Below are 20,396 nucleotides of genomic sequence, written 5' to 3'. Positions count from 1 at the left end.
CTGTGATGAGGCTTTTTATGTTATAGAGAACTATTAGATGGTCTGTTCCTGTAATTGAGGTCCTGAAGCAACTAATTTCTTACCTTCTTCAGTATCACAATACTGCTCAAAGTTTTTGATATATCTTGAAGCAAGATCTTTTGCTTTTTCTTCCCATTCTGAAGCGCTTTCATAGGTATCTCTAGGATCTAAAATACCTGTAGAAACGTTTGGCAATTCAGTAGGAATCTCAAGATTCATGATTGGAACCTGAGTTTTAGGAGCGTTATCGATAGATCCGTCAATAATTGCATCAATGATTGCTCTTGTATCTTTCAGAGAAATTCTTTTTCCTGTACCATTCCAACCTGTATTTACCAAATATGCTTTAGCTCCGTGCTCCTGCATTTTACCGATCAATGTTTTAGAATACATTGTTGGGTGTAATGTAAGGAATGCTTCACCAAATGCAGGTGAGAAAGATGGTTGAGGTTCTGTAATTCCTCTTTCTGTTCCAGCTAGTTTTGATGTATAACCGCAAAGGAAGTGGTATTGAGCCTGATCTTCATTCAAGATGGAAACCGGAGGAAGTACTCCGAATGCATCTGCTGAAAGATAAACAATCTTCTTAGCATGACCTGCTTTAGAAGGCAATACAATTTTGTTGATATGATAAATTGGATAAGAAACTCTTGTATTCTCAGTGATTGATCCGTCTGTATAATCTGCTACTCCATTGTTCACAACAACGTTTTCAAGAAGTGCATCTCTTTTGATGGCAGCAAAGATATCCGGTTCTTTTTCTTCAGATAAGTCGATAACTTTAGCGTAGCATCCACCTTCATAGTTAAATACTCCGTTGTTATCCCAACCATGCTCGTCATCACCAATAAGATATCTTTTCGGATCTGCAGACAGAGTCGTTTTTCCTGTACCTGAAAGACCAAAAAATAAAGCTACATCACCTTTTTCTCCTACGTTAGCAGAACAGTGCATTGAAGCCATACCTTTTAATGGAAGGTAATAGTTCATCATGGCGAACATCCCTTTTTTCATTTCACCTCCGTACCATGTACCTCCGATGATCTGTAGTTTTTCAGTAAGGTTGAACATGATGAAGTTTTCAGAATTCAATCCTTGAGCTTCCCAGTTAGGGTTTATTGTTTTAGAACCGTTGATTACTGTGAAATCAGGCTCTCCAAAGTTTTCAAGCTCATAGTGAGAAGGGCGGATAAACATATTAGTAACAAAATGCGCCTGCCATGCTACTTCAACGATAAATCTTACTTTAAGTCTCGTATCTGCATTCGTTCCGCAGAATGTATCTACTACATAGATCTTTTTAGATTCAGCAAGCTGGTTCAGCACTAGTTCTTTACAAGAACCGAAAATTTCTGCAGTAGTAGGTAAGTTTACTTTACCATCCCAGAAAATTGTATCTCTTGTAACATCATCCTGAACAATATATCTGTCTTTAGGTGAACGACCTGTGAAAATTCCTGTTTTTACTGACACCGCGCCAGATTCCGTAAGTTCAGCTTTCTCAAATCCCTGATTTTCAGAAGAAACTTCAGCCTGGTATAATTCTTCATAAGAAGGATTATACACTACTTCATAGTTTCCTTTAATCCCCAATTTCTCTAAATCCTGGATGATTTTAGTGTTTTTCATTTTACTTATATTTTCTATTTCTTTATTGACTTCAACAAAAATAATATTAATTATTTGTTAAAGGTGGTTTAAATATACTGATATAAGTCAGAATGGCAAATAAAAAAACAGGATTGTAATAATCTGATTACAAGTCAATTATATTTTCCCATTCAAAAACCGAAGGCAAACCTTTCTCCCAAAAATAGTTCTTATAGCCCCCAAATTTGGCACTCATTACAAAATCTCCGCCCCATGCCCCTAAACTTTTGACAAAAGAAGGGCAATCTGAGAACAGTTTCTCTTTAACTGTGGAAATTTCAAGAAAATTAGCAATTTTATGTTCATGAACCATCATTAATTCAGAAAAATTTTCCAATTCATTACATAACAATATTTTTTTTGTAAGATCAGAAAATTCATTAACCAATTCCGGAGACTTCTTTTTTGACTTGTAAAAATTGATTCCTTCTCTGCTATCCTGTTTTTGATTTAAGTGAATAAAAATCAGTTCATTTTTAAAAGAAGGATTGAAATTAACCTTTTCATATTTTATTTCAGGTTTACTTTGGAAAAGAACGGCAGCCTTTTCTTTCGCCACCGCAATATCGTATCCACTGCCTCCTAAACTGATTGTATTAAGATAAAACGGGTCTATTCCGGCCCATTCTGCAAGATTATTCATCAGAGTAGAGCTGCTTCCAAGTCCGTAATCTGCCGGAAACTGAAGATTGGTTTTTAAATGATAAGTAAGATCAGTTTTGAATTTACTATTAGAAAGCTGCTGAACATTTTGTAATGTTTTGGTAATAAATTCAGCACTTGATGGAATATTGGTTTCCAGGATCTGCCAGGTTTTATAATCAATGACAGCCTTCAACCATAGTGTATTCTGATGATAGGCTTCCCAAAGAATAAGGGATTTTCCATCTTCTTTTTCTTCAAAGAAAAACTCTTGTCCCAGCTTGGTAGGTACCGCTAAGACAAGAGCTCCATCTATTGCGAAATATTCTGAAGTAAGCATAAGCTTGCCCGGTGAAAATATCGCGCTCATATTTTTTGTTTAGATTGCAGAAGTAGCTTCTACTGATCCGTCAATTTTTTTGATCAATCCCTGAAGGGTTTTTCCTGGGCCTACTTCTACGAAATTAGAGGCACCGTCTTTAATCATATTCTGAACAGATTGTGTCCATTTTACAGGACCGGTAAGCTGAGCGATCAGGTTCTGTTTGATCTCATCAGGATTGGTTACCGCTGTTGTCGTGATATTCTGGTATACAGGAATGGTTGCTTTTCTGAATTTTGTTTTTTCGATAGCTGCTGCCAGTCTTTCTTGTGCAGGCTGCATCAATGGAGAATGGAAAGCTCCATTTACTGGCAATAGCAATGCTCTTTTAGCACCTGCTTCTTTCAGTTTGGCGCAAGCTTCTTCTACTGCAGGAGTTTCACCGGAAATTACCAATTGTCCTGGACAGTTATAGTTGGCAGGAACAACAATACCGCTGATCTGTGCACAAATTTCTTCAACCTTAGCATCGTCTAATCCTAAGATCGCTGCCATAGAACTTGGATTGGCATCGCAAGCTTCCTGCATAGCCTTTGCTCTTTCAGAAACTAATTTCAAACCGTCATCAAAGGATAAAACTCCGTTGGCAACTAAAGCTGAAAACTCTCCTAAAGAGTGTCCTGCTACCATTTCAGCACCAAGACCATTTACGGCTTTTAATGCTGCTACTGAATGTATAAATATTGAAGGCTGGGTAACCTCTGTTTTCTTAAGATCCGCATCCGTACCGTTAAACATAATGGAAAGAATGTCGAAACCTAAAATTTCATTGGCAGATTCCATCAGATCTTTAATATCTTTTCTAGAATCATACAATTCTTTTCCCATTCCTACGAACTGAGAACCCTGCCCTGGAAATACAAGTGCTTTCATGTATTGAATTAAATATTATGCAAATATAACTATAATGTTAACAATATTCTTTTAAACAGCTATAAATCATTTAAGGTACTAACCTGATTACTCTATAACCAGTATTTACATAAGCACCATTAGCTTTAGATTTTACAAACTCAAATTTGGTAGCAAGCTGAGTCTGAACTTTATTCATCTGTTTAAATATCTCTCCTTTTTTATTTTCTCTGGTTAACATGTCGTTGACAACATCAAAACCTACGATAGCATATTTTGGTGGAGTTTTGCAGTATTTGCTTTTATAAGCAGCCAGAATTTCTTTTTCAAAATTACCGTCTGTATTAATCTTTCTATCCATCAGATAGACCAGGCTTGCCTGGCTCAGTTCGTCTACTCTCTTCTCAAAAACCGGAGAATAGAACATACTGAAGGCTTTTATTCCCTGAACTTCTTTAGACATCGCAATCATTCTGTTAGCAAAAGCATCTCCTGCAGCATTATCATCATTCGCTAAAATAGCAATAACCGGTGCAGACTGTCCTGTCATCATATTCTGATCCGGCTGGATATCTGCCGGGGAATTAACAATAATAATATTAGGATTTTTCACCGCTTTTTCAAGTCCTGCTTTGATATAATTGGCATCTTCTTTTTTAGCATCTGCCACTATATATATTTTCTGATCAGAATAAATTCCTTTTACTTCTTCTACAATCTTATCAGCATAGGTCTGATTGTTTGTTTCAACAATAATAAGATTGCTGTAGTTATAAAGTTCCGGAGAGTTGGCAAATGGTGCTACAACCGGGATTTTCTGATTTTTAGTAAAATCAAGAACATCAATTACATTGGATTTAAAGAAAGGTCCAATAATAAGATCTGTATTATCAGGATTAATCTGCGTTAAAGAATTTTTGAACGAAGCTTCATTTCCTGAATCTACAACTTTGATATCCAGTTTCTGTCCTCCTCTTGCATTTCTTTCAATAGCAAGTTTAGCTCCTGTCAAAAAGTCAAGCGCCATTCCTCTGTATTGGGTTTCGTTAGTACTGTACCCGAAAGGAAGCATTAAGATAACACTTAAAGCATCACCGTTTTTCTTCACGTATGCTGCATCCTGCTTTTTGATTTTTAGAACCATTCCAGTCTTCAAACCATGTGAAAGATCCGGGTTAAGAGCGATAAGTTCATCAATAGAAACACCGAATTTATTAACGATAGAGAATACTGTATCTCCCTGCTGAACTGTATAGGTTACATAATCATCACCTACTGCAACATTGGAAGCAGCGGTTGATTTTTCGTTCCCGGAATCCATTTTTGCTTTTGGATTTGCAGTTTCTGTAACGGTATCAGTATTGGCAGTCGTATTTGTTCTTTTTATTTTAATGGTATCCCCAGGTTTCAGTCCTTTTTCTTCCAATCCTGGATTTAAAGCATATAGGTCCTGCTGGCTGATGCCAAACTGTTTTGTAATTCTGTAATAATTATCTTTAGCCTGGATTACATAAGATTCTCCTTCTGCTGCTGTAGCAACTGCTGTAGGTGTAGTAGTTGTAATTGTTTTTTCAACTGGAGTTTCAGTATGTTTTTCTGTGGTAACTGCCTGCTGAGTACCACCGTATTTTTTTATACTGGCAAGAGGTAAGGTAATCTCGTCTCCTATCTTCATGTGAGAATCCAATTCAGGATTCAGTTTTCTCAGATCAGTTTCAGAAATTCTGTATTGTTTTGTAATGCCATAGATCGTTTGTTTTGGCAGTAAAACAATTTTCCCAAGAGAAGAAACACTTGTTGTTGAAGTTGCTTTTTCTGTTGGAACTGCTTTTGTCACAACCGCAGTGGCTGCTTTATCTGATTTTATAGTTAAAACATCACCGATCGCCAATTTGCCATCTTTATGTTTTGGGTTTAGCTTCAGCAATTCATCTACAGTCATTCCATACTTTTTGGCAATGTTGTAAGGGTTGTCACCTTGCACAACCGTATGTGATTTCTGGGCTGAAACTCCCAAAACCATACATAAACTGGATAGAATAAAAAACCTCTTTATCATATTCGATAATTATAATTTACAAAAATACTTCTTTAAAATTAAATGGCAACAATTATTAATTTTGAATCTTGAACCACCATTTCTTCCAAACAATTTTCAAGCCACGAATAACCATAATCTGAAAAGAATACGCTAAAATTATATACTCTCTCCTGCCATGTTTTTGCGGGATGAACATCTAAAAACAGATTTTCAAGTCGTTCCAGTAATTCATTCTGTTTTATTTTTTCAGCATGAAGCAGACGTTTTTTCATTCTTTTAAATGATTTTAATTGTCGCACTTCTTCTGCTTTCACCATATTACCGAAAGATTTCTCAGTGGTTTCTGCTGAAGTTTTCAATATAGAAAAACTATTGATCAGTAATTCTTCTTTTTCTTCGAGTAATTGTAAAATCGGATTATCTTTTAAAATCTTCTGATTGGTAAGTACTGAGAAGTTCTGAAAAAAATCTTCAATTTTAAGATCAAGCTTCTCAATTTTTCCCAAAGTCTTTTCTTTCAGAAAAAGCATAGAGTTTCTCGGAATCAGAATTGGGAAAGGGGTATTAATTTTTGAGAAATAATCTTTCAATTCCAGCCAGTACATGATTTCGGCATTACCTCCAATATAAGCCAGATTGGGAAGTACATTTTCCTGATATACCGGACGCATCAATGCATTCGGACTGAATTTTTCAGGATGATTTTCCAATTCGGCAAGAATTTCTTCTTCTGTAAACTGGATAGGTTTATCTACAATATTATACTGCTGACCGTTAAATTCTATTCTGTCTCTCGTTTCAGAAAGGTAGAAAAGGTTTATTTCACGAGGATTTACCTGAACCTTTCCGTATTTCTCTGTCAGAAACTTTACTTTATCTTCAGAAGTTTTCTGTAAGCTGAAATGAAGAAGCTCATCTTTAAAAATCGCTTTCATTTGATTTTTAAGTTCCTTAGAATCTCCATCCAGAATCAAAAGCCCGAATTCTGAAAAAAGACGGTTGACAAGAGTCTTAATGGCTTCCGTTAAAGTGTTTCCTGCTTTATAAGCTTCCTTCATCATTAAGATCAGCTCTGTACCGAAAATAGAATCTTTGAATTCTTTTTCAAATTCCGAAATGAAATAGGTATCACTGATTTCAATTCGACCTACCGGACCTCCGGATTTCTCGTTGGTTTCGTAATAATTGTTTTCGGTTTTAAAATGATTGATCTCAGCAAAGTCATGATCCTCTGAAGCCATCCAATAAACCGGAACAAAGTTAAAGTCCGGGAAATTTTCTTTCAGATAGCTGCATGTCTTGATGGTCTGAAGAATTTTATACACAAAGAACACAGGTCCTGAAAATAAATTCAGCTGATGTCCTGTTGTAATGGTGAATGTATTGGACAGCTTACTATTTTCAATATTTTCTCTTTGCTTTGAAGAAAGAGAAAGGTTTGCAAGCTGGCCTTCGAACACATCTGATAAAATGCTCCTTTTCTCTGCTGTGAAAGAATCTTTTTTCAGATGAATCTGCTGTCTGAAATGATCTAGGGAAAATGTATTATTTTCAAAACCCTCAATTTTTTGATTTAAAAAATCTTTTACCAGCTGAGGAATGCTTTCTATATCGTTAAATGATATTTTATTAATTGTTTTCAACCTATATAGTTTTTAGTTGAACAAATACCACACGATTCCGATATTCAATCTGAAATCATACACCGGATAATGTGGAAATGCATATGCTTTGTTATTGGAAATAACAGTTCCTATCTGCTGCCCTTCTATGAAAAAGAACATTTTTTTAACCTTCATATTAATATAAACATCAGCGATAGGCTGTCCTCCAATTGAGAATGAATCTGCTCTTGGAAGAATATATTCATTAAGAACAGGAAAATAATCTCTTGATGCAAACTTAGAGAAATAGTATACTTTAACACCTGCCTGAATTTCTGCTGCTTTTTTGAAGGCCTGTGTCTGATAGAAGAAATTGGCTCTACCGATAAATCCTGGCATTGGAAGCAGTTCTTTATTCGTTAAGGTATTCTGGAAATGCACTCTGGTGTTCAGATGGAATTTGTTGAAGCTGAATGTAGCGTCTCCTCCGATCTGAGAGATATTGACAGAATTATCACTTTGCTTCGGACTTCCATTGCTGTCAAAGTAAGTATAGTTATCGATTCTGAAGTAATTGGCGAAAATTTCAGTTTTAAACCATTTCAGATTGATGCTTCCTCCCACTTCCATTACCGATTGGTTCTTTGCATTTTCAAGATAATAATTGAAATTATTATAAACAGAAGTATTCAATAAATAATTGAATGAAGGATAGGCACTTTGGAAATTAACCTTAGCATTAACGAAATAATCTTTTATAGGCTCGAACTTCAGGTTATTGGTTGTCTTCAGGTAACTTTTAAACTGGCTTCCGTTTGAAAATTCCAGGAATGAATTCAATTGAATTTTATCCCATAGTTTTACCTGCAAATTTCCTACAGCTCCGATTCTGTTTTCTTTCAGCTCGCCAGGAAAAGGCACGTTGTTGAGTGCAACAACATCTCTTATCCCGAATTTAATGATCTGATAACGTACCCCAGCATCCAATTTGAATTTTTCATTATTAAAAATCAAGCTTACGGTATTACTGAAATTCTCAGAATATTTTTTGGTGGTCAATGGAAAGCCATTCACTAAATCTGTAGGAGCGTCATACCAATAAGGCTCCAAAGCAGTTTGATTATAGTAATATTTATTTCCCTGATGAGAAAGAATATGTCTTATGCTAAAAGGAAATTTATCAGAATTGAATGGAGTAAACTGATGGCTCAGATAATATCTTCTGTAAGAAAACTGCGAGCTTGAAGAAGCCAGATTTACCTGTGCGTTTTGTCTGTTGCTATAATTGCTGTCCCCACTCTGAAACAGGTTATCTTCAGTAATCCCTCCACTTTCCTGATTATTTACATTCTGGTGAAGATAATGGGCAAAAAGCTCATAGTTCCCGTTTTTTGAAACATAATGTCCAGAAAATAAAGTATTGTTATTAGCTGACAAGGAGTTTCTGTAAAGTCCCTGCGAACGAAGCCCCATATATTCAAGCGCAAAATTGAATCTTTTCCCGATATTCTGAGTATAGGTAGATTTGAGGGCAGCACCGTTTCGCATGGCATTATGATATAAAAATGTAGCTGTAGGTGTTTTTACGTCATAATATTTCACATCATTGGCTCCAATGATCATGTAAGATTTATTGGATGGCAATAAAGAGAGATTTTGTTCATCATTAACTTCAAATACAAGAGGATTAAATCCTGAACCAATGTTGGCAGGCTGTACTTTTCCGAAGTTATCTTTATTATTTTGTTGTGAAAAGATATAGGTTTTATCAAAAGTCATTACTGTATCAAAAACTTTCTTTTCAGAAAACTGGGTCTGATGCTGGTAATCATTTATAGTAGGTTTGAAAATTTTCAGGGAATCTTTTTTCCCTGAATCTATTACAAGAGTATCTTCTTTTTTAGGTTGAGGCTTTGTTTCTGCTTTATTAACGACCTGAGCCTTGGCTACAAAACCTAAAGAGAAGAGTATGAAAAGGATGTACTTCATTATTCATTATTGTACAGCAAAAATAAGAAATAAAAGGACATGAAAACTGTTTGATTGGTATCCTGGGCTTAGTAACTATTTTGAGGCTATGATAACATACCTAATTAGTACCATATTGCTATCATGATAGCAGCTTGAATAAAACAGTCTTTTTAAATTCTCTTCTTGTCTACAAACATTTACCACACTCATCCTATAATAAGTAAGTATGACAGGCTTTTTTAAGATTTTGAGTGAATAAAAAAGCCACCTTTAAAAGGTGGCTTCTTTTTTATATATCAGATTTGATAATTAGTTATCGTAACCAGGGTTTGATTTTACCAAAGTTCCAGCAACGTTAGTTTCTGCTAAAGGAATTGGGAATGCCAATTTGTTATCTCCAATTGCAATGTTAGCTGTTACGTTACCATTAGTAGCATTTTTAGGAATAGGTCCTCCCCATCTTAGTAAATCCCACATTCTGAAACCTTCACCAACAAGCTCTTTTCTTCTTTCAGCTTTTAGCTTAGTCATATCAACTGTTCCAGCTGCTAGAATTTGAGCGTCAACAGTTATTGTATTCCCACCAGCATCTTTATAACTTGTTAATCTATTTCTCAAAATTAGTTCCCAATAATCCTGAGCTTTAGCAGTACTTCCTCCATTAAGCTCAGCTTCAATACCATTAAGGATAACCTCTTCGTATCTAGAAACTCTAATATTATCTTCTCCGTTAGTATTAGGATACTTTGCAGCAATAAATGTTCCTGAAGTATTACCACTTGCAGCAAATATATCTCTTCTGATATCTTGAGCTGGGATAGAAGATACAAGATTAGCTTTAACTGGCATATTTTGATATCCGTTAGTTGGGCTAATTTTAGAGTTAATACTTGTAGAACCTAAAGCAGCAATTGGTCCAACAGCTAATTCAAACACTGAGTTAGAAGATGCATTATTAAGTGTCCAGCTTGTTAAATATGAATCACGAGGAATTACACTATATTTCCCAGATGCTACAACATCGTTTACTAATGAACGTACCTTAGCATAATCTCCTTTGTATAGATAATATCTAGACATCAAAGCCTTAACTGAGAATTCATTTAATACAGTTTTATCACTATAAACCTGATTAGCATTTCCTGTAAGGTTAGTTAATGCACTATTAAAATCTGCTTCAATTTGAGCTTGTGTCTGCTGAACTGTTGAACGAGCCATATTAGCAGAAGGATTAAACTGAAGAGGAACAACAACTCCAGTAGTTCCACCAGAATACTGCTGTCCGAATAATCTTAAAGCATCAAACAAAGCCTGCGCTCTTACTGCATAAGCCTGTCCTTTAAGCTGCTTTATTTTCAGAGCAATCTGATTTGGATCAACTGTTTCACCCCAGCTTAAGTTATTTGAAGTTCCAAGAATGATGTTAGTCTTAGCAATTGTTGTATACATTGCAGTATATGGACCTGATGCGTAAGCATCACCAGAAAGCATTGTATAGTTTGAAACTGTACTATAATATCCTGAACGGTTATTAGAATACATTCCATCACTCCTTAATTCAGGAATTGTTACAAAATCACATCCATAATAAGAAGCACCTCTCATAGTACCATAAGCTCCGAATACAAAAGACTGAAGCTCTTCTATTGTTTTAATATCTTCCTGAGGCTTGCTTTGGAAAAATTCAGTATCCACAAAGTCTTCACCACACGAAGTAACTGCAGTAGAAGTAAGGGCAATAACTGAAAATGCTATTAAGTATTTTTTCATTTTTTTCAATTTTTAAAATTCAACATTAAATCCAACTAAATAAGATTTCAAAGGAGGCAAGTTCAGGTTAGTAGTTCCTGCAAGTGCAATATCCGGATCATATCTTAAATTTTTATCATAAGCATGTGTCCAAAGGTTGTTACCCATAACGTAAACTGTTACTTTATTAAGGTTTGAACCTTTTAAGAAGCTAGAATCAAAGGTATAAGCTATTTTTAAGTTAGCTAATCTCAAATAATCTGCTTTATATAAGAATCTTGTAGATGTTCTGTTTGAAAGTTTATTTCCACCATAAATAGGTTTAGGGTTCAATGCATTAGTATTGTTTGGTGTCCAATAATCTAGTTGATCCTCATATCCAGGATAGAATAAGTTGTACTGACCATCACTCATAGTATAGATTGCCCAGTCATCATATACTTTACCTCCAAAGCTATATGTTCCTTGTGCAGATACTGTGAAGTTTTGATAAGACATTTTAATACCAACACCACCAAAATATTTCGCTAAACGATTACCTTGAACTGCTCTTTGAGCGTTATTATAATTGTTAGTTGTCTCACCATCAACTCCATTTACATACCACAATGGATCTCCATTATTAGGATCAACCCCTGCCCATTTTCTCATGTACCAGCTGTTGATAGATTCTCCTTCTCTTAAGATTGTAGCTCCGGAAATGATATCTTTTCCTCCATAGATTTTAGTCAACTCATTATTAAGTGTTGATAAGTTAGCATCCATGCTAAGAGCAAAACCTTTTGGATTCTCAGGTTTTAAGATATCTGCATTGATACTGAATTCAAATCCTTTGTTAACCAATGTACCGATATTATCTGTATATCCTGAAATACCTTGAGCAAGGGATAATGGAACAGTAAAGATTAGATCTTCAGTTTGTTTGTTATAGTATTCTGCTGTTAATGATACACGATCTTTTAATAGACCTATATCAACTCCTACGTTGAAAGGCTTAACAGTTTCCCATTTAAGTCCTGGGTTATAAAAACCTCCGTAACTTGCACCAGCATTGTTATTATAATTGATACCGTAGCTGTATGTAGCATAAGGAGATGCTGAAATCTGATTTCCTAATTTACCATAAGAAGATCTAAGTTTCAACAATGTTAAATAATCATTATCAGGGATAAAGATTCTTGCTAAGTCAACACTCGCTCCAGCAGAATAGAAGTTACCTCCTTTCTGACCTGGGAAGAAGTTTGACATTGCATCTCTTCTGTAAGATAAGTCTAAGTTAACAATATTGTCATAGTTATAGTTTACCTGTCCTGCATAACCAGATCTTGAAGTAATCGCTTTTGTTCCACCAGCTGCAACAGGTTTAACAAAACTATCTAAAGTCTGAAGAGAAGAAAGAGCAACAACTTGTCCTTCAGCATTGATAGCTCTCATATCAGACTTATAAGCTTCCTGGATTGCTCTTGCAACGAATTTATTTTTATCTCCAATTCTGAAAGAATATTCTAAGATATTCTGAATGTTGAAGTTAAAAAATCTTCTTGCGTTAGATGTTAAATCACCTTTCGCTGAATATCCATCACCATGAAGAGGAGATAAGTAAACATCTTCTTCTACGTTGATATATTCAGGTGCAAAATTCATTCTATAAACAAGCCCGTCAAGAATTTTATAAGTTACTCCTAAATTTGCAAATACTCTACTTGTGTTTGCCTTTCTAGAGTTAATATCCTGTAATGCTGCTACGTTAAAGTTTCCGGAAGGTAATGAATTATTAATTCCATAATACCAGCTACCGTCTGGGTTTCTTACCGGATCAACAGGAAGGTTAAAGTACTGAGCAATCAATGGGTTAGCAAAATCTCCACCATCATTCAAAGTACGCATTTTACTGTTTGAAAACTGGAAATCTGTATTAATCGTTAATCTATCAGTTGCTTTATATTCAATTTTAGTGGAAGCATTCACTCTTTTGAAATCACTCCCTTTATAGACACTCTCCTGATTGAACATACCGATAGAAGAGTAATATTTGAATTTATCACTTCCTCCGCTAACTGAGAAGTTTGTTTCACTTTGGTTAGCACTATTTCTAGTTAATTCTTTTTGCCAATTAGTGTTTACATTACCATAAGCTGCATATCCTAGTGGATCCTGGTCTGGATCAAATAAGGCATCATAAGCTTCCTGATAAGATCCATAACCAAATACAGCTGGTGTATTGGCCATTGTTTGAGCTGCTAAGCCATGCCATTGATCTTTTGTCAATGAATTTGGTAATTTAAAAGCTGTTTTATTTACCCCATAGTTACTTGAGAACTGAAATCTTGGTTTACCAGATTTACCAGACTTTGTAGTAATAATGATTACCCCGGCACCAGCATCTGCTCCATATAACGATGTTGAAACTGCATCTTTAAGTACAGTCATTGATTCAATATCATCAGAACTTAAATTCGCCAAGATATTTGACGTTGTGTTTAAGCTTGTAAGATCTCCTGAAGCAATTCTTACTCCATCAACAATAAAGATTGGGCTATTATTTCCATTAACAGAAGTATTACCTCTAACACGGATGTTTACAATTCCCCCTGGCTGTCCTGAAGCTGCTCCAGTCTGTACCCCGGTAACTCTACCCATTAAGGCTTTATCAGGAGATGAAACTGGCAGATCATTAAGCTTGTCACCTTTAACTGTACTTACAGAACCTGTAACTTCTTTAACAGATTTTTTCTGTCCGAACCCGACCATTACTACTTCATCAATCTCAGTAGCTCTAGCTGTATCCTTCTTTGCTTTTTGCGCATAAGCTACTTGTCCTAGGAAAAACAGAGCTCCGGCGCTTAATACACGTAGTTTAACATTCATATTAACAAATTTTAATATATTTAATGGGCAAATATGTTAATAAATATTAACATCCACAAATTAAACTAACGTTTAAACGACTATTTTTTTTACTGTTTCATTTAAAATTTACACAAAATAAATAAGATTCAATAATAATAGACAGCTTTTATTCAATAAAAAACAATTTTTTTACAGACCCCATTCGTTTTAACAAATTATTAATAATTCAAAAAAAATTATTTAGAATGATTACAAATTAAGCGAGTTTAAAAAATAAAAAAACCACTTTATAAAAAAGTGGTTTTCACATATTTAGGATATATTTATTTTAGTTTTTTCTTGACCGCTACTTCTTCGTATACTTCAAGGATATCTCCGATTTCGATGTCATTGTAACCTTTAAGATTCAGACCACATTCGTAACCTTTCGTTACTTCTTTAACATCATCTTTGAAACGTTTCAAACTTTCAAGTTCTCCATCGAATTTAACAATACCGTCTCTTAATAAACGTACTTTAGACTGTCTTGTTACTTTTCCTGTAAGAACCATACAACCTGCAATTGTTCCTACTTTAGAAATCTTGAATACCTCACGGATTTCAACATTACCAATCACCTGCTCTTGAATTTCCGGAGAAAGCATTCCCTCCATCGCTTCTTTTACCTCATCAATTGCTTTATAGATTACAGAATATGTTCTGATTTCAATTTCCTCACGATCTGCAAGTTCTTTAGCATTAGCACCTGCTCTCACATTAAATCCAATGATAATAGCATCGGATGCTGCTGCTAAGTTGATATCAGATTCAGTGATTTGCCCAACACCTGAGTGAAGAATTTTAACACTGATTTCTTCTGTTGATAATCTTTGTAACTGATCAGAAAGAGCTTCTACAGAACCATCCACGTCACCTTTAAGGATAATATTCAATTCTTTGAATTCTCCTAAAGCAATACGTCTTCCCAATTCTTCAAGCGTCGTATGCTTCTTCGTTCTGATTGATAATTCTCTTTGTAATTGTTCTCTCTTATTGGCAATAGCTTTACCTTCACTTTCGTCAGCATAAACACGGAATTTATCACCTGCAGTAGGTGCTCCATCTAAACCTAAGATTGTTGCAGGAATTGATGGCCCCGCTTCGTTAAGGTTTTTCCCTCTTTCATCAAGCAAAGCTTTTACTTTACCATGATTTTTACCTGCTACCACATAATCCCCAACTCTTAAAGTTCCGGTCTGTACCAACATTGTTGCTACATACCCTCTACCTTTATCTAAAGATGCTTCAATAACAACACCGTTTGCTGCACGTTCAGGATTAGCTTTTAATTCAAGCATTTCAGCCTGTAGTAAAACTTTCTCCAACAATACATCTACGTTGTTACCGAATTTAGCCGAGATTTCTTGTGCCTGAACATTTCCACCCCATTCTTCTACTAAAACCGGAGGGTTTAAGCCTGAAAGTTGTTGACGGATATTATCAGGGTTTGCATTAGGTTTATCCACTTTATTGATTGCAATAATCATTGGAACCTGTGCAGCCTGTGCGTGAGCAATAGCTTCTTTTGTTTGTGGCATCACATCATCATCGGCAGCAATTACGATAATTGCAATATCCGTAATCTGTGCACCTCTCGCTCTCATCGCGGTAAAGGCTTCGTGACCAGGTGTATCTAAGAAAGTAATTCTCTGACCATTCTCCAGTTTCACGTTATAAGCACCAATGTGCTGAGTAATTCCTCCAGATTCACCGGCAATTACGTTTGTTTTTCTAATGTAGTCCAACAATGAAGTCTTACCGTGGTCAACGTGTCCCATTACAGTAACTACAGGAGCTCTTTGTAATAGACTTTCTTCAGTATCTACTTCATCTTCTGAATCTGTATCTTCAAGATCAGCATCTGAGAATTCAATTTTATAACCGAATTCATCTGCTACTAATAATAAGGTATCAGCTTCAAGTCTTTGGTTCATAGTAACCATTACCCCTAATGAGAAACAAGCAGAAATTACTTCAGTTGGAGAAACATTCATTAAACTTGCCAATTCACCCACTGTGATGAATTCTGTTACTTTAAGAGTTCTGTCTTGTGCTTCAAGCTCCTGCTGACGCTCATCCTGCTCTCTACGGAAAGTCCTCTTGTCTTTTCTGTGTTTCGCAGATTTAGATTTCCCTCCTTTATTCGTAAGTTTTTCTAATGTTTCTTTGATCTGGTTTTTAACTTGCTCATCAGTTAGCTCAACTGGCATAACTCTTTGTCCAGGTCTGTTGTTCTGGCCTCCTTTTTTGAAGCCACCACCTTGACCCTGACGATTTCCACCACCCTGGTTATTTCCAAAACGGTTTCCACCCTGGCCACCTTGACCTTGAGGACGATTTCCTTGTCCTCCCTGACCACCTTGGCGGTTTCCACCTTGTCCTTGTCCACCGTTGTTGTTATGTGGACGGTTACCTTGGCCTTGTCCACCTTGGTTATTGTTGTTATTTCCTGAGTTTTGATTATTCCCCTGACCTTGTTGATTATTCTGGCCACCAGGCTTTTCAATTCTCTTTCTTTTCTTTTTTGCTCCAGCACCTGGCTTCGGCGCAAACTGAGTTAAGTCAATCTTTTCCCCAACGATCTTAGGACCATCAAGCTTCTGATATACCGTCTCAATTTTTTGTGGTTCCTGAGATTCAGGTTCAGCTTCTACTTTTGGAGTTTCTACTTTTTTCTCCTCTGCAACCACTGGTTTTGGAGTTTCTTTTACTGTTTCCACAGGTTTAACTTCTTCTTTTTTCTCCTCCATTTTTGGTTTGTCTTTTTTCACAGGTCTGTTTCTAGATTCTATTTGAGACAAATCAATTTTATCCAAAACTTTAAATTCCTGCTTCTCAGGCGCTGCTTTAACTTCCGGCTGTTGTTCTTCTTTCACGATTTCTTCTTTCTTTTCTTCAACCGGTGTCGCAACAGGAGCCACAGGAGCTGCAGGAGCTTCCTCAACTTCAGGCTTCTTAGGTTCTAAGTCTATTTTACCTAAAATTCTAGTTTCTGGTTTATTTGCTTTAGCTCTTATCACTTCAGGGGTTTTCTTTTCTTCAATTTCCAGCTTTTCTTCCGGAACTTTAGTGATCACCACCTCATGGGAAGCCTTTCTTTGTTCGCCGTCTTTAGCAAACTCAGCCTCCAATGCAGAATATGCCGCTTCTTCCAATTGAGCGTTAGGATTGCTTTCAACTTCGAAACCCCTTGATTGTAAAAATTCTACTAATCTGGACATCGAAATGTTGAATTCCTTAACCGCTTTATTTAATCTAATTTTTGGCATTTATATTATTTACTGTTTTTAATTTTTAAAATTAAAGTATTTCCTTTTTACTGTTTATTAAAATTTATTTAAAATCTTAATCTTCAAATTCTTCTCTCAGAATACGTTTAACCTCTTCGATTGTTTCTTCTTCAAGGTCTACCATATTTAAAAGACTCTCAGTTTCTTTATCCAATACTGATTTTGCAGTTGTAAGTCCTACTTTCTTAAACTCATCCAAAATCCACTGCTCGATATCATCGTTAAATTCTCTCAATTCAACATCGTCATCCTCGCTGGACTCTCTGTACACATCAATTTCATATCCTGACAACCAAGAAGCCAATCTGATATTCTGACCTTGTTTTCCAATTACTTTAGAAATCTCTTCAACAGGAGTATATACTAATGCATAGTTTTGATCCTCATTGATGTCAATTTTATTGACTGTAACATTTCCTAATGCTCTCTTCACCAAGATCTCAGGGTTTTTAGACCACTGAATAACATCGATGTTTTCATTTCTCAACTCTCTTACAACGCCATGAATTCTGGATCCTTTAACCCCAACACAAGCTCCTACCGGATCAATTCTGTCATCATAAGCATCTACTGCAATCTTCGCCTTTTCACCAGGAATTCTCACTACCTTTTTCAGGATAATTGTTCCGTCCTGGATTTCAGGAATTTCCAGCTCTAATAACTTCTCAAGGAACTTAGGCGCAGTTCTGGAAATAATAATCTGTGGTTTAGAACCTTTAAAATCTACTGTCTCAACAATAGCTCTGATATTCTCACCCTTTTTAAAGAAATCGGATGGGATCTGGTTTTCTTTTGGTAAAATAAATTCATTTCCTTCATCATCCAGCAAAATCACATGCTTGTGACGGATATGGTGGATTTCTCCAACAACGATTTCACCAATTTTATCTCTAAACTGTTCGTACAGCATTGCATTATTGTGTTCCTGAAGTTTTGTAGCAAGGATTTGCTTAAGGGTAAGAATATTTCTTCTTCCCAATTGTGCAACAGGAATTTCCATTGTAAAGTCCTCACCTACTTCGAAGGTAGGGTCAATCTTCTTTGCTTCAGAGATTTCAATCTCCAAATCATCATCTTCAGACATTTCGTCCTCTACAATTGTTTTATTCAAAAATATCTGAAAATCTCCTTTATCCGGGTTTACAATCACATCAAAATGATCATCTGAATCAAATCTCTTTCTTAAAAGAGTCTTCAGTGAATCTTCAATAATTGCCATAAGATCAATCTTACTGATCCCCTTTTCGTCTTTAAAATCACCAAAGGATTCAATCAACGCTATATTATCCATCTATTCTTTTTTCTTTTTAAAATTTAATTACTACTAATGCTTTTTTGATCTCAGGATAAGAAATTTCTTTCTCCTCCTCCACATCTACTTTTCCTTTCCCGATATCTTTCGGCTTTCGGTAACGTAAAACAAGTGTGATCTTCTCATCGTCTACTTTTGACAATTCCCCTTCAATTTTAGAAGAATCCTCCAGCATCACCTCAATCTCTCTTCCAATGTTTTTACTGAACTGTCTTGGTGTGGATAATGGCTCGCTCAGTCCTGCAGACATCACCTGAAGGCTAAAGTCATGCTCTTCACGATCCATATTAAATTCAATTGCGCGGCTTGCATCAAGGCAGTCCTGCAAAGAAACTCCGTTATCACCATCCAAAATCACTGTAATATCATCCCCTGCAGAAATTTTAAGATCAATAAGAAACAGATCTTTTCTGGTCTCAAGGAATTCATTTAATAATTCTTCAATTCTTTTTCTAAACTCCATATATTTTTATCTTGATTTACAGTACGAAAAAAGGCTTTCTTCCGAAGCCTTCCCATTTTTTCCGTAAATCCATTGCAAATATAAGCTTTTTTTCTAAAAATGCAAAATTATCTTAAGTATCAAGCAAATAGCGTAAGTTTCATTTACAATAAATTAAAAGAGTATGTCACAGGATTTTTATTACTTTTGTCTTTAGAATTTTAAAACAAACATTTTGAATATAACGATTGTAGGAACAGGTTATGTAGGATTAGTTACAGGAACTACTCTGGCAGAACTTGGCAATTCAGTATACTGTGTTGATATTGATGAAAAAAAAGTAGAAGGTATGAAAAACGGCATTGTTCCCATCTATGAGCCGAACCTTGAAGAAATGTTTTTAAGAAACATCCAGTCTGAAAGATTATTTTTCACTACCAATCTTAAAGAAGCTTTAGACAAAAGCCAAGTTATATATCTGGCATTACCTACTCCTCCGGGAGAAGACGGATCCGCAGATCTGTCTTATGTACTTCAGGTAGCCAATAATATTGGTGAAATGATGACTGAATACAAAGTCATTGTCAATAAAAGTACCGTTCCTGTAGGTACAGCAGATAGGGTAAGAGAAACAATCTCTTCCAAAACAGACATTCCTTTTGACGTAGTTTCAAATCCCGAATTCTTAAGAGAAGGATTTGCTGTTGAAGATTCAATGAATCCTTCAAGAGTTGTTGTAGGAGCAAGTTCAGAAAAAGCTAAAGACATTATGTCTAAAATATACCAGCCTTTTACCAATACAGGAATTCCCATCATCTTCATGGATGAGAAATCTTCAGAACTTACCAAATACGCGGCAAATTCTTTTTTAGCGGTAAAAATCACCTTCATGAATGAAATTGCCAACTATTGTGAAAAGGTAGGTGCAGACGTGGACAAGGTAAGACTGGGAATGGGTAGTGACGACAGAATCGGGCACAGATTTTTATTCCCGGGAATCGGATATGGAGGAAGCTGTTTCCCTAAAGACGTAAAAGCGCTTATAAAATCTGGAAAACAGGAAGATTTTAATTTCCAGATCCTGGAAGCTACTGAGACTGTAAATACCACCCAGAAAGTTATTTTAGTATCTGAAATTGAAAAATATTTCGGAGGAAGTATTGAAGGAAAGAAAATCGCCATGTGGGGACTAGCCTTTAAAGCCAACACAGATGACATCAGAGAAGCTTCATCTTTAGACAACATCGCTCTACTATTAGAGAAGGGTGCTGAAATCATTGCTTATGATGCTGTTGCGGAAAATAATGTTAAGAAACTTTTAGGTGATAAAATACAATATGCCAAAGGAATGTATGATGCATTGGAAGATGTAGACGCACTATTTATTGCTACTGAATGGCCGGAATTCAAAAATCCAAACTTTGAACTGATGGCTAAAAAAATGAAAAACAAAGTCATTTTTGACGGCAGAAATATGTATCCACTGGAAGTCCCTGAACAAAACGGATTTCATTATAAAAGTATAGGAAGAAAGACCATCTCAAAATAAAT

Annotated in this window: 12 protein-coding genes; 1 reads left to right on the top strand and 11 read right to left on the bottom strand. The window is 35.7% G+C overall.

Annotation, left to right across the window (positions count from 1 at the left end; translation table 11 throughout):
- Positions 1–33: 33 nt before the first annotated feature.
- The 11 genes from pckA to rimP form a co-directional block, all read right to left on the bottom strand.
- On the bottom strand, positions 34–1,650 hold the full coding sequence (gene pckA / locus BUE84_RS01150; protein WP_079240179.1) for a phosphoenolpyruvate carboxykinase (ATP): 1,617 nt from the start codon (positions 1,648–1,650) through the stop codon (positions 34–36).
- Between the two features lie 127 nt (positions 1,651–1,777).
- A complete protein-coding gene (locus tag BUE84_RS01145) occupies positions 1,778–2,683 on the bottom strand; it encodes a GYDIA family GHMP kinase (RefSeq protein WP_079240178.1) in 906 nt (301 codons plus the stop codon).
- A gap of 9 nt (positions 2,684–2,692) precedes the next feature.
- The gene (gene fabD, locus BUE84_RS01140) at positions 2,693–3,568 is read right to left on the bottom strand and encodes an ACP S-malonyltransferase (protein ID WP_079240177.1); all 876 of its coding nucleotides are present in this window, start codon (positions 3,566–3,568) and stop codon (positions 2,693–2,695) included.
- Positions 3,569–3,638: 70 nt separating this feature from the next.
- Positions 3,639–5,606, bottom strand: coding sequence for a LysM peptidoglycan-binding domain-containing protein (locus tag BUE84_RS01135; protein WP_238594343.1), 1,968 nt, complete (start codon positions 5,604–5,606; stop codon positions 3,639–3,641).
- Between the two features lie 38 nt (positions 5,607–5,644).
- Entirely contained in the window at positions 5,645–7,231 is a 1,587-nt protein-coding gene (gene bshC / locus BUE84_RS01130) for a bacillithiol biosynthesis cysteine-adding enzyme BshC (protein ID WP_079240175.1), read from the bottom strand.
- A gap of 12 nt (positions 7,232–7,243) precedes the next feature.
- Positions 7,244–9,181: a putative porin gene (locus tag BUE84_RS01125; RefSeq protein ID WP_079240174.1), complete on the bottom strand. Its 1,938-nt coding sequence runs from the start codon at positions 9,179–9,181 to the stop codon at positions 7,244–7,246.
- Positions 9,182–9,472: 291 nt separating this feature from the next.
- Positions 9,473–10,933, bottom strand: a complete 1,461-nt coding sequence (locus BUE84_RS01120) for a RagB/SusD family nutrient uptake outer membrane protein (protein WP_079240173.1) — start codon at positions 10,931–10,933, stop codon at positions 9,473–9,475.
- A gap of 12 nt (positions 10,934–10,945) precedes the next feature.
- Positions 10,946–13,780, bottom strand: coding sequence for a SusC/RagA family TonB-linked outer membrane protein (locus BUE84_RS01115; protein WP_079240172.1), 2,835 nt, complete (start codon positions 13,778–13,780; stop codon positions 10,946–10,948).
- Positions 13,781–14,085: 305 nt separating this feature from the next.
- On the bottom strand, positions 14,086–17,070 hold the full coding sequence (gene infB / locus BUE84_RS01110) for a translation initiation factor IF-2 (protein WP_079240171.1): 2,985 nt from the start codon (positions 17,068–17,070) through the stop codon (positions 14,086–14,088).
- Between the two features lie 76 nt (positions 17,071–17,146).
- Positions 17,147–18,382, bottom strand: coding sequence for a transcription termination factor NusA (gene nusA / locus BUE84_RS01105; RefSeq protein WP_034691439.1), 1,236 nt, complete (start codon positions 18,380–18,382; stop codon positions 17,147–17,149).
- A gap of 16 nt (positions 18,383–18,398) precedes the next feature.
- Complete coding sequence (gene rimP / locus BUE84_RS01100; RefSeq protein WP_034691441.1) at positions 18,399–18,866, bottom strand: ribosome assembly cofactor RimP; 468 nt, start codon at positions 18,864–18,866, stop codon at positions 18,399–18,401.
- 214 nt (positions 18,867–19,080) lie between these two features.
- On the opposite strand from rimP, the gene BUE84_RS01095 reads away from it, so the two are divergent.
- Positions 19,081–20,394 carry a UDP-glucose dehydrogenase family protein gene (locus BUE84_RS01095; RefSeq protein WP_079240170.1) on the top strand — a complete coding sequence of 438 codons (1,314 nt, stop codon included), beginning with the start codon at positions 19,081–19,083 and terminating at the stop codon, positions 20,392–20,394.
- Positions 20,395–20,396: the final 2 nt, after the last annotated feature.

This window comes from Chryseobacterium indologenes, assembly GCF_002025665.1.
Taxonomy (GTDB): Bacteria; Bacteroidota; Bacteroidia; order Flavobacteriales; family Weeksellaceae; genus Chryseobacterium; species Chryseobacterium metallicongregator.
The sequence above is the reverse complement of the archived record's forward strand: the minus strand, read 5'-3'. Positions and strand labels throughout refer to the sequence as shown.

Bases quoted from the DNA above. Each gene is read 5' to 3' on its own strand.
- pckA (WP_079240179.1), bottom strand. From the start codon at position 1,650: ATGAAAAACACTAAAATCATCCAGGATTTAGAGAAATTGGGGATTAAA.
- BUE84_RS01145 (WP_079240178.1), bottom strand. From the start codon at position 2,683: ATGAGCGCGATATTTTCACCGGGCAAGCTTATGCTTACTTCAGAATAT.
- fabD (WP_079240177.1), bottom strand. From the start codon at position 3,568: ATGAAAGCACTTGTATTTCCAGGGCAGGGTTCTCAGTTCGTAGGAATG.
- BUE84_RS01135 (WP_238594343.1), bottom strand. From the start codon at position 5,606: ATGATAAAGAGGTTTTTTATTCTATCCAGTTTATGTATGGTTTTGGGA.
- BUE84_RS01125 (WP_079240174.1), bottom strand. From the start codon at position 9,181: ATGAAGTACATCCTTTTCATACTCTTCTCTTTAGGTTTTGTAGCCAAG.
- BUE84_RS01120 (WP_079240173.1), bottom strand. From the start codon at position 10,933: ATGAAAAAATACTTAATAGCATTTTCAGTTATTGCCCTTACTTCTACT.
- BUE84_RS01115 (WP_079240172.1), bottom strand. From the start codon at position 13,780: ATGAATGTTAAACTACGTGTATTAAGCGCCGGAGCTCTGTTTTTCCTA.
- infB (WP_079240171.1), bottom strand. From the start codon at position 17,070: ATGCCAAAAATTAGATTAAATAAAGCGGTTAAGGAATTCAACATTTCG.
- nusA (WP_034691439.1), bottom strand. From the start codon at position 18,382: ATGGATAATATAGCGTTGATTGAATCCTTTGGTGATTTTAAAGACGAA.
- rimP (WP_034691441.1), bottom strand. From the start codon at position 18,866: ATGGAGTTTAGAAAAAGAATTGAAGAATTATTAAATGAATTCCTTGAG.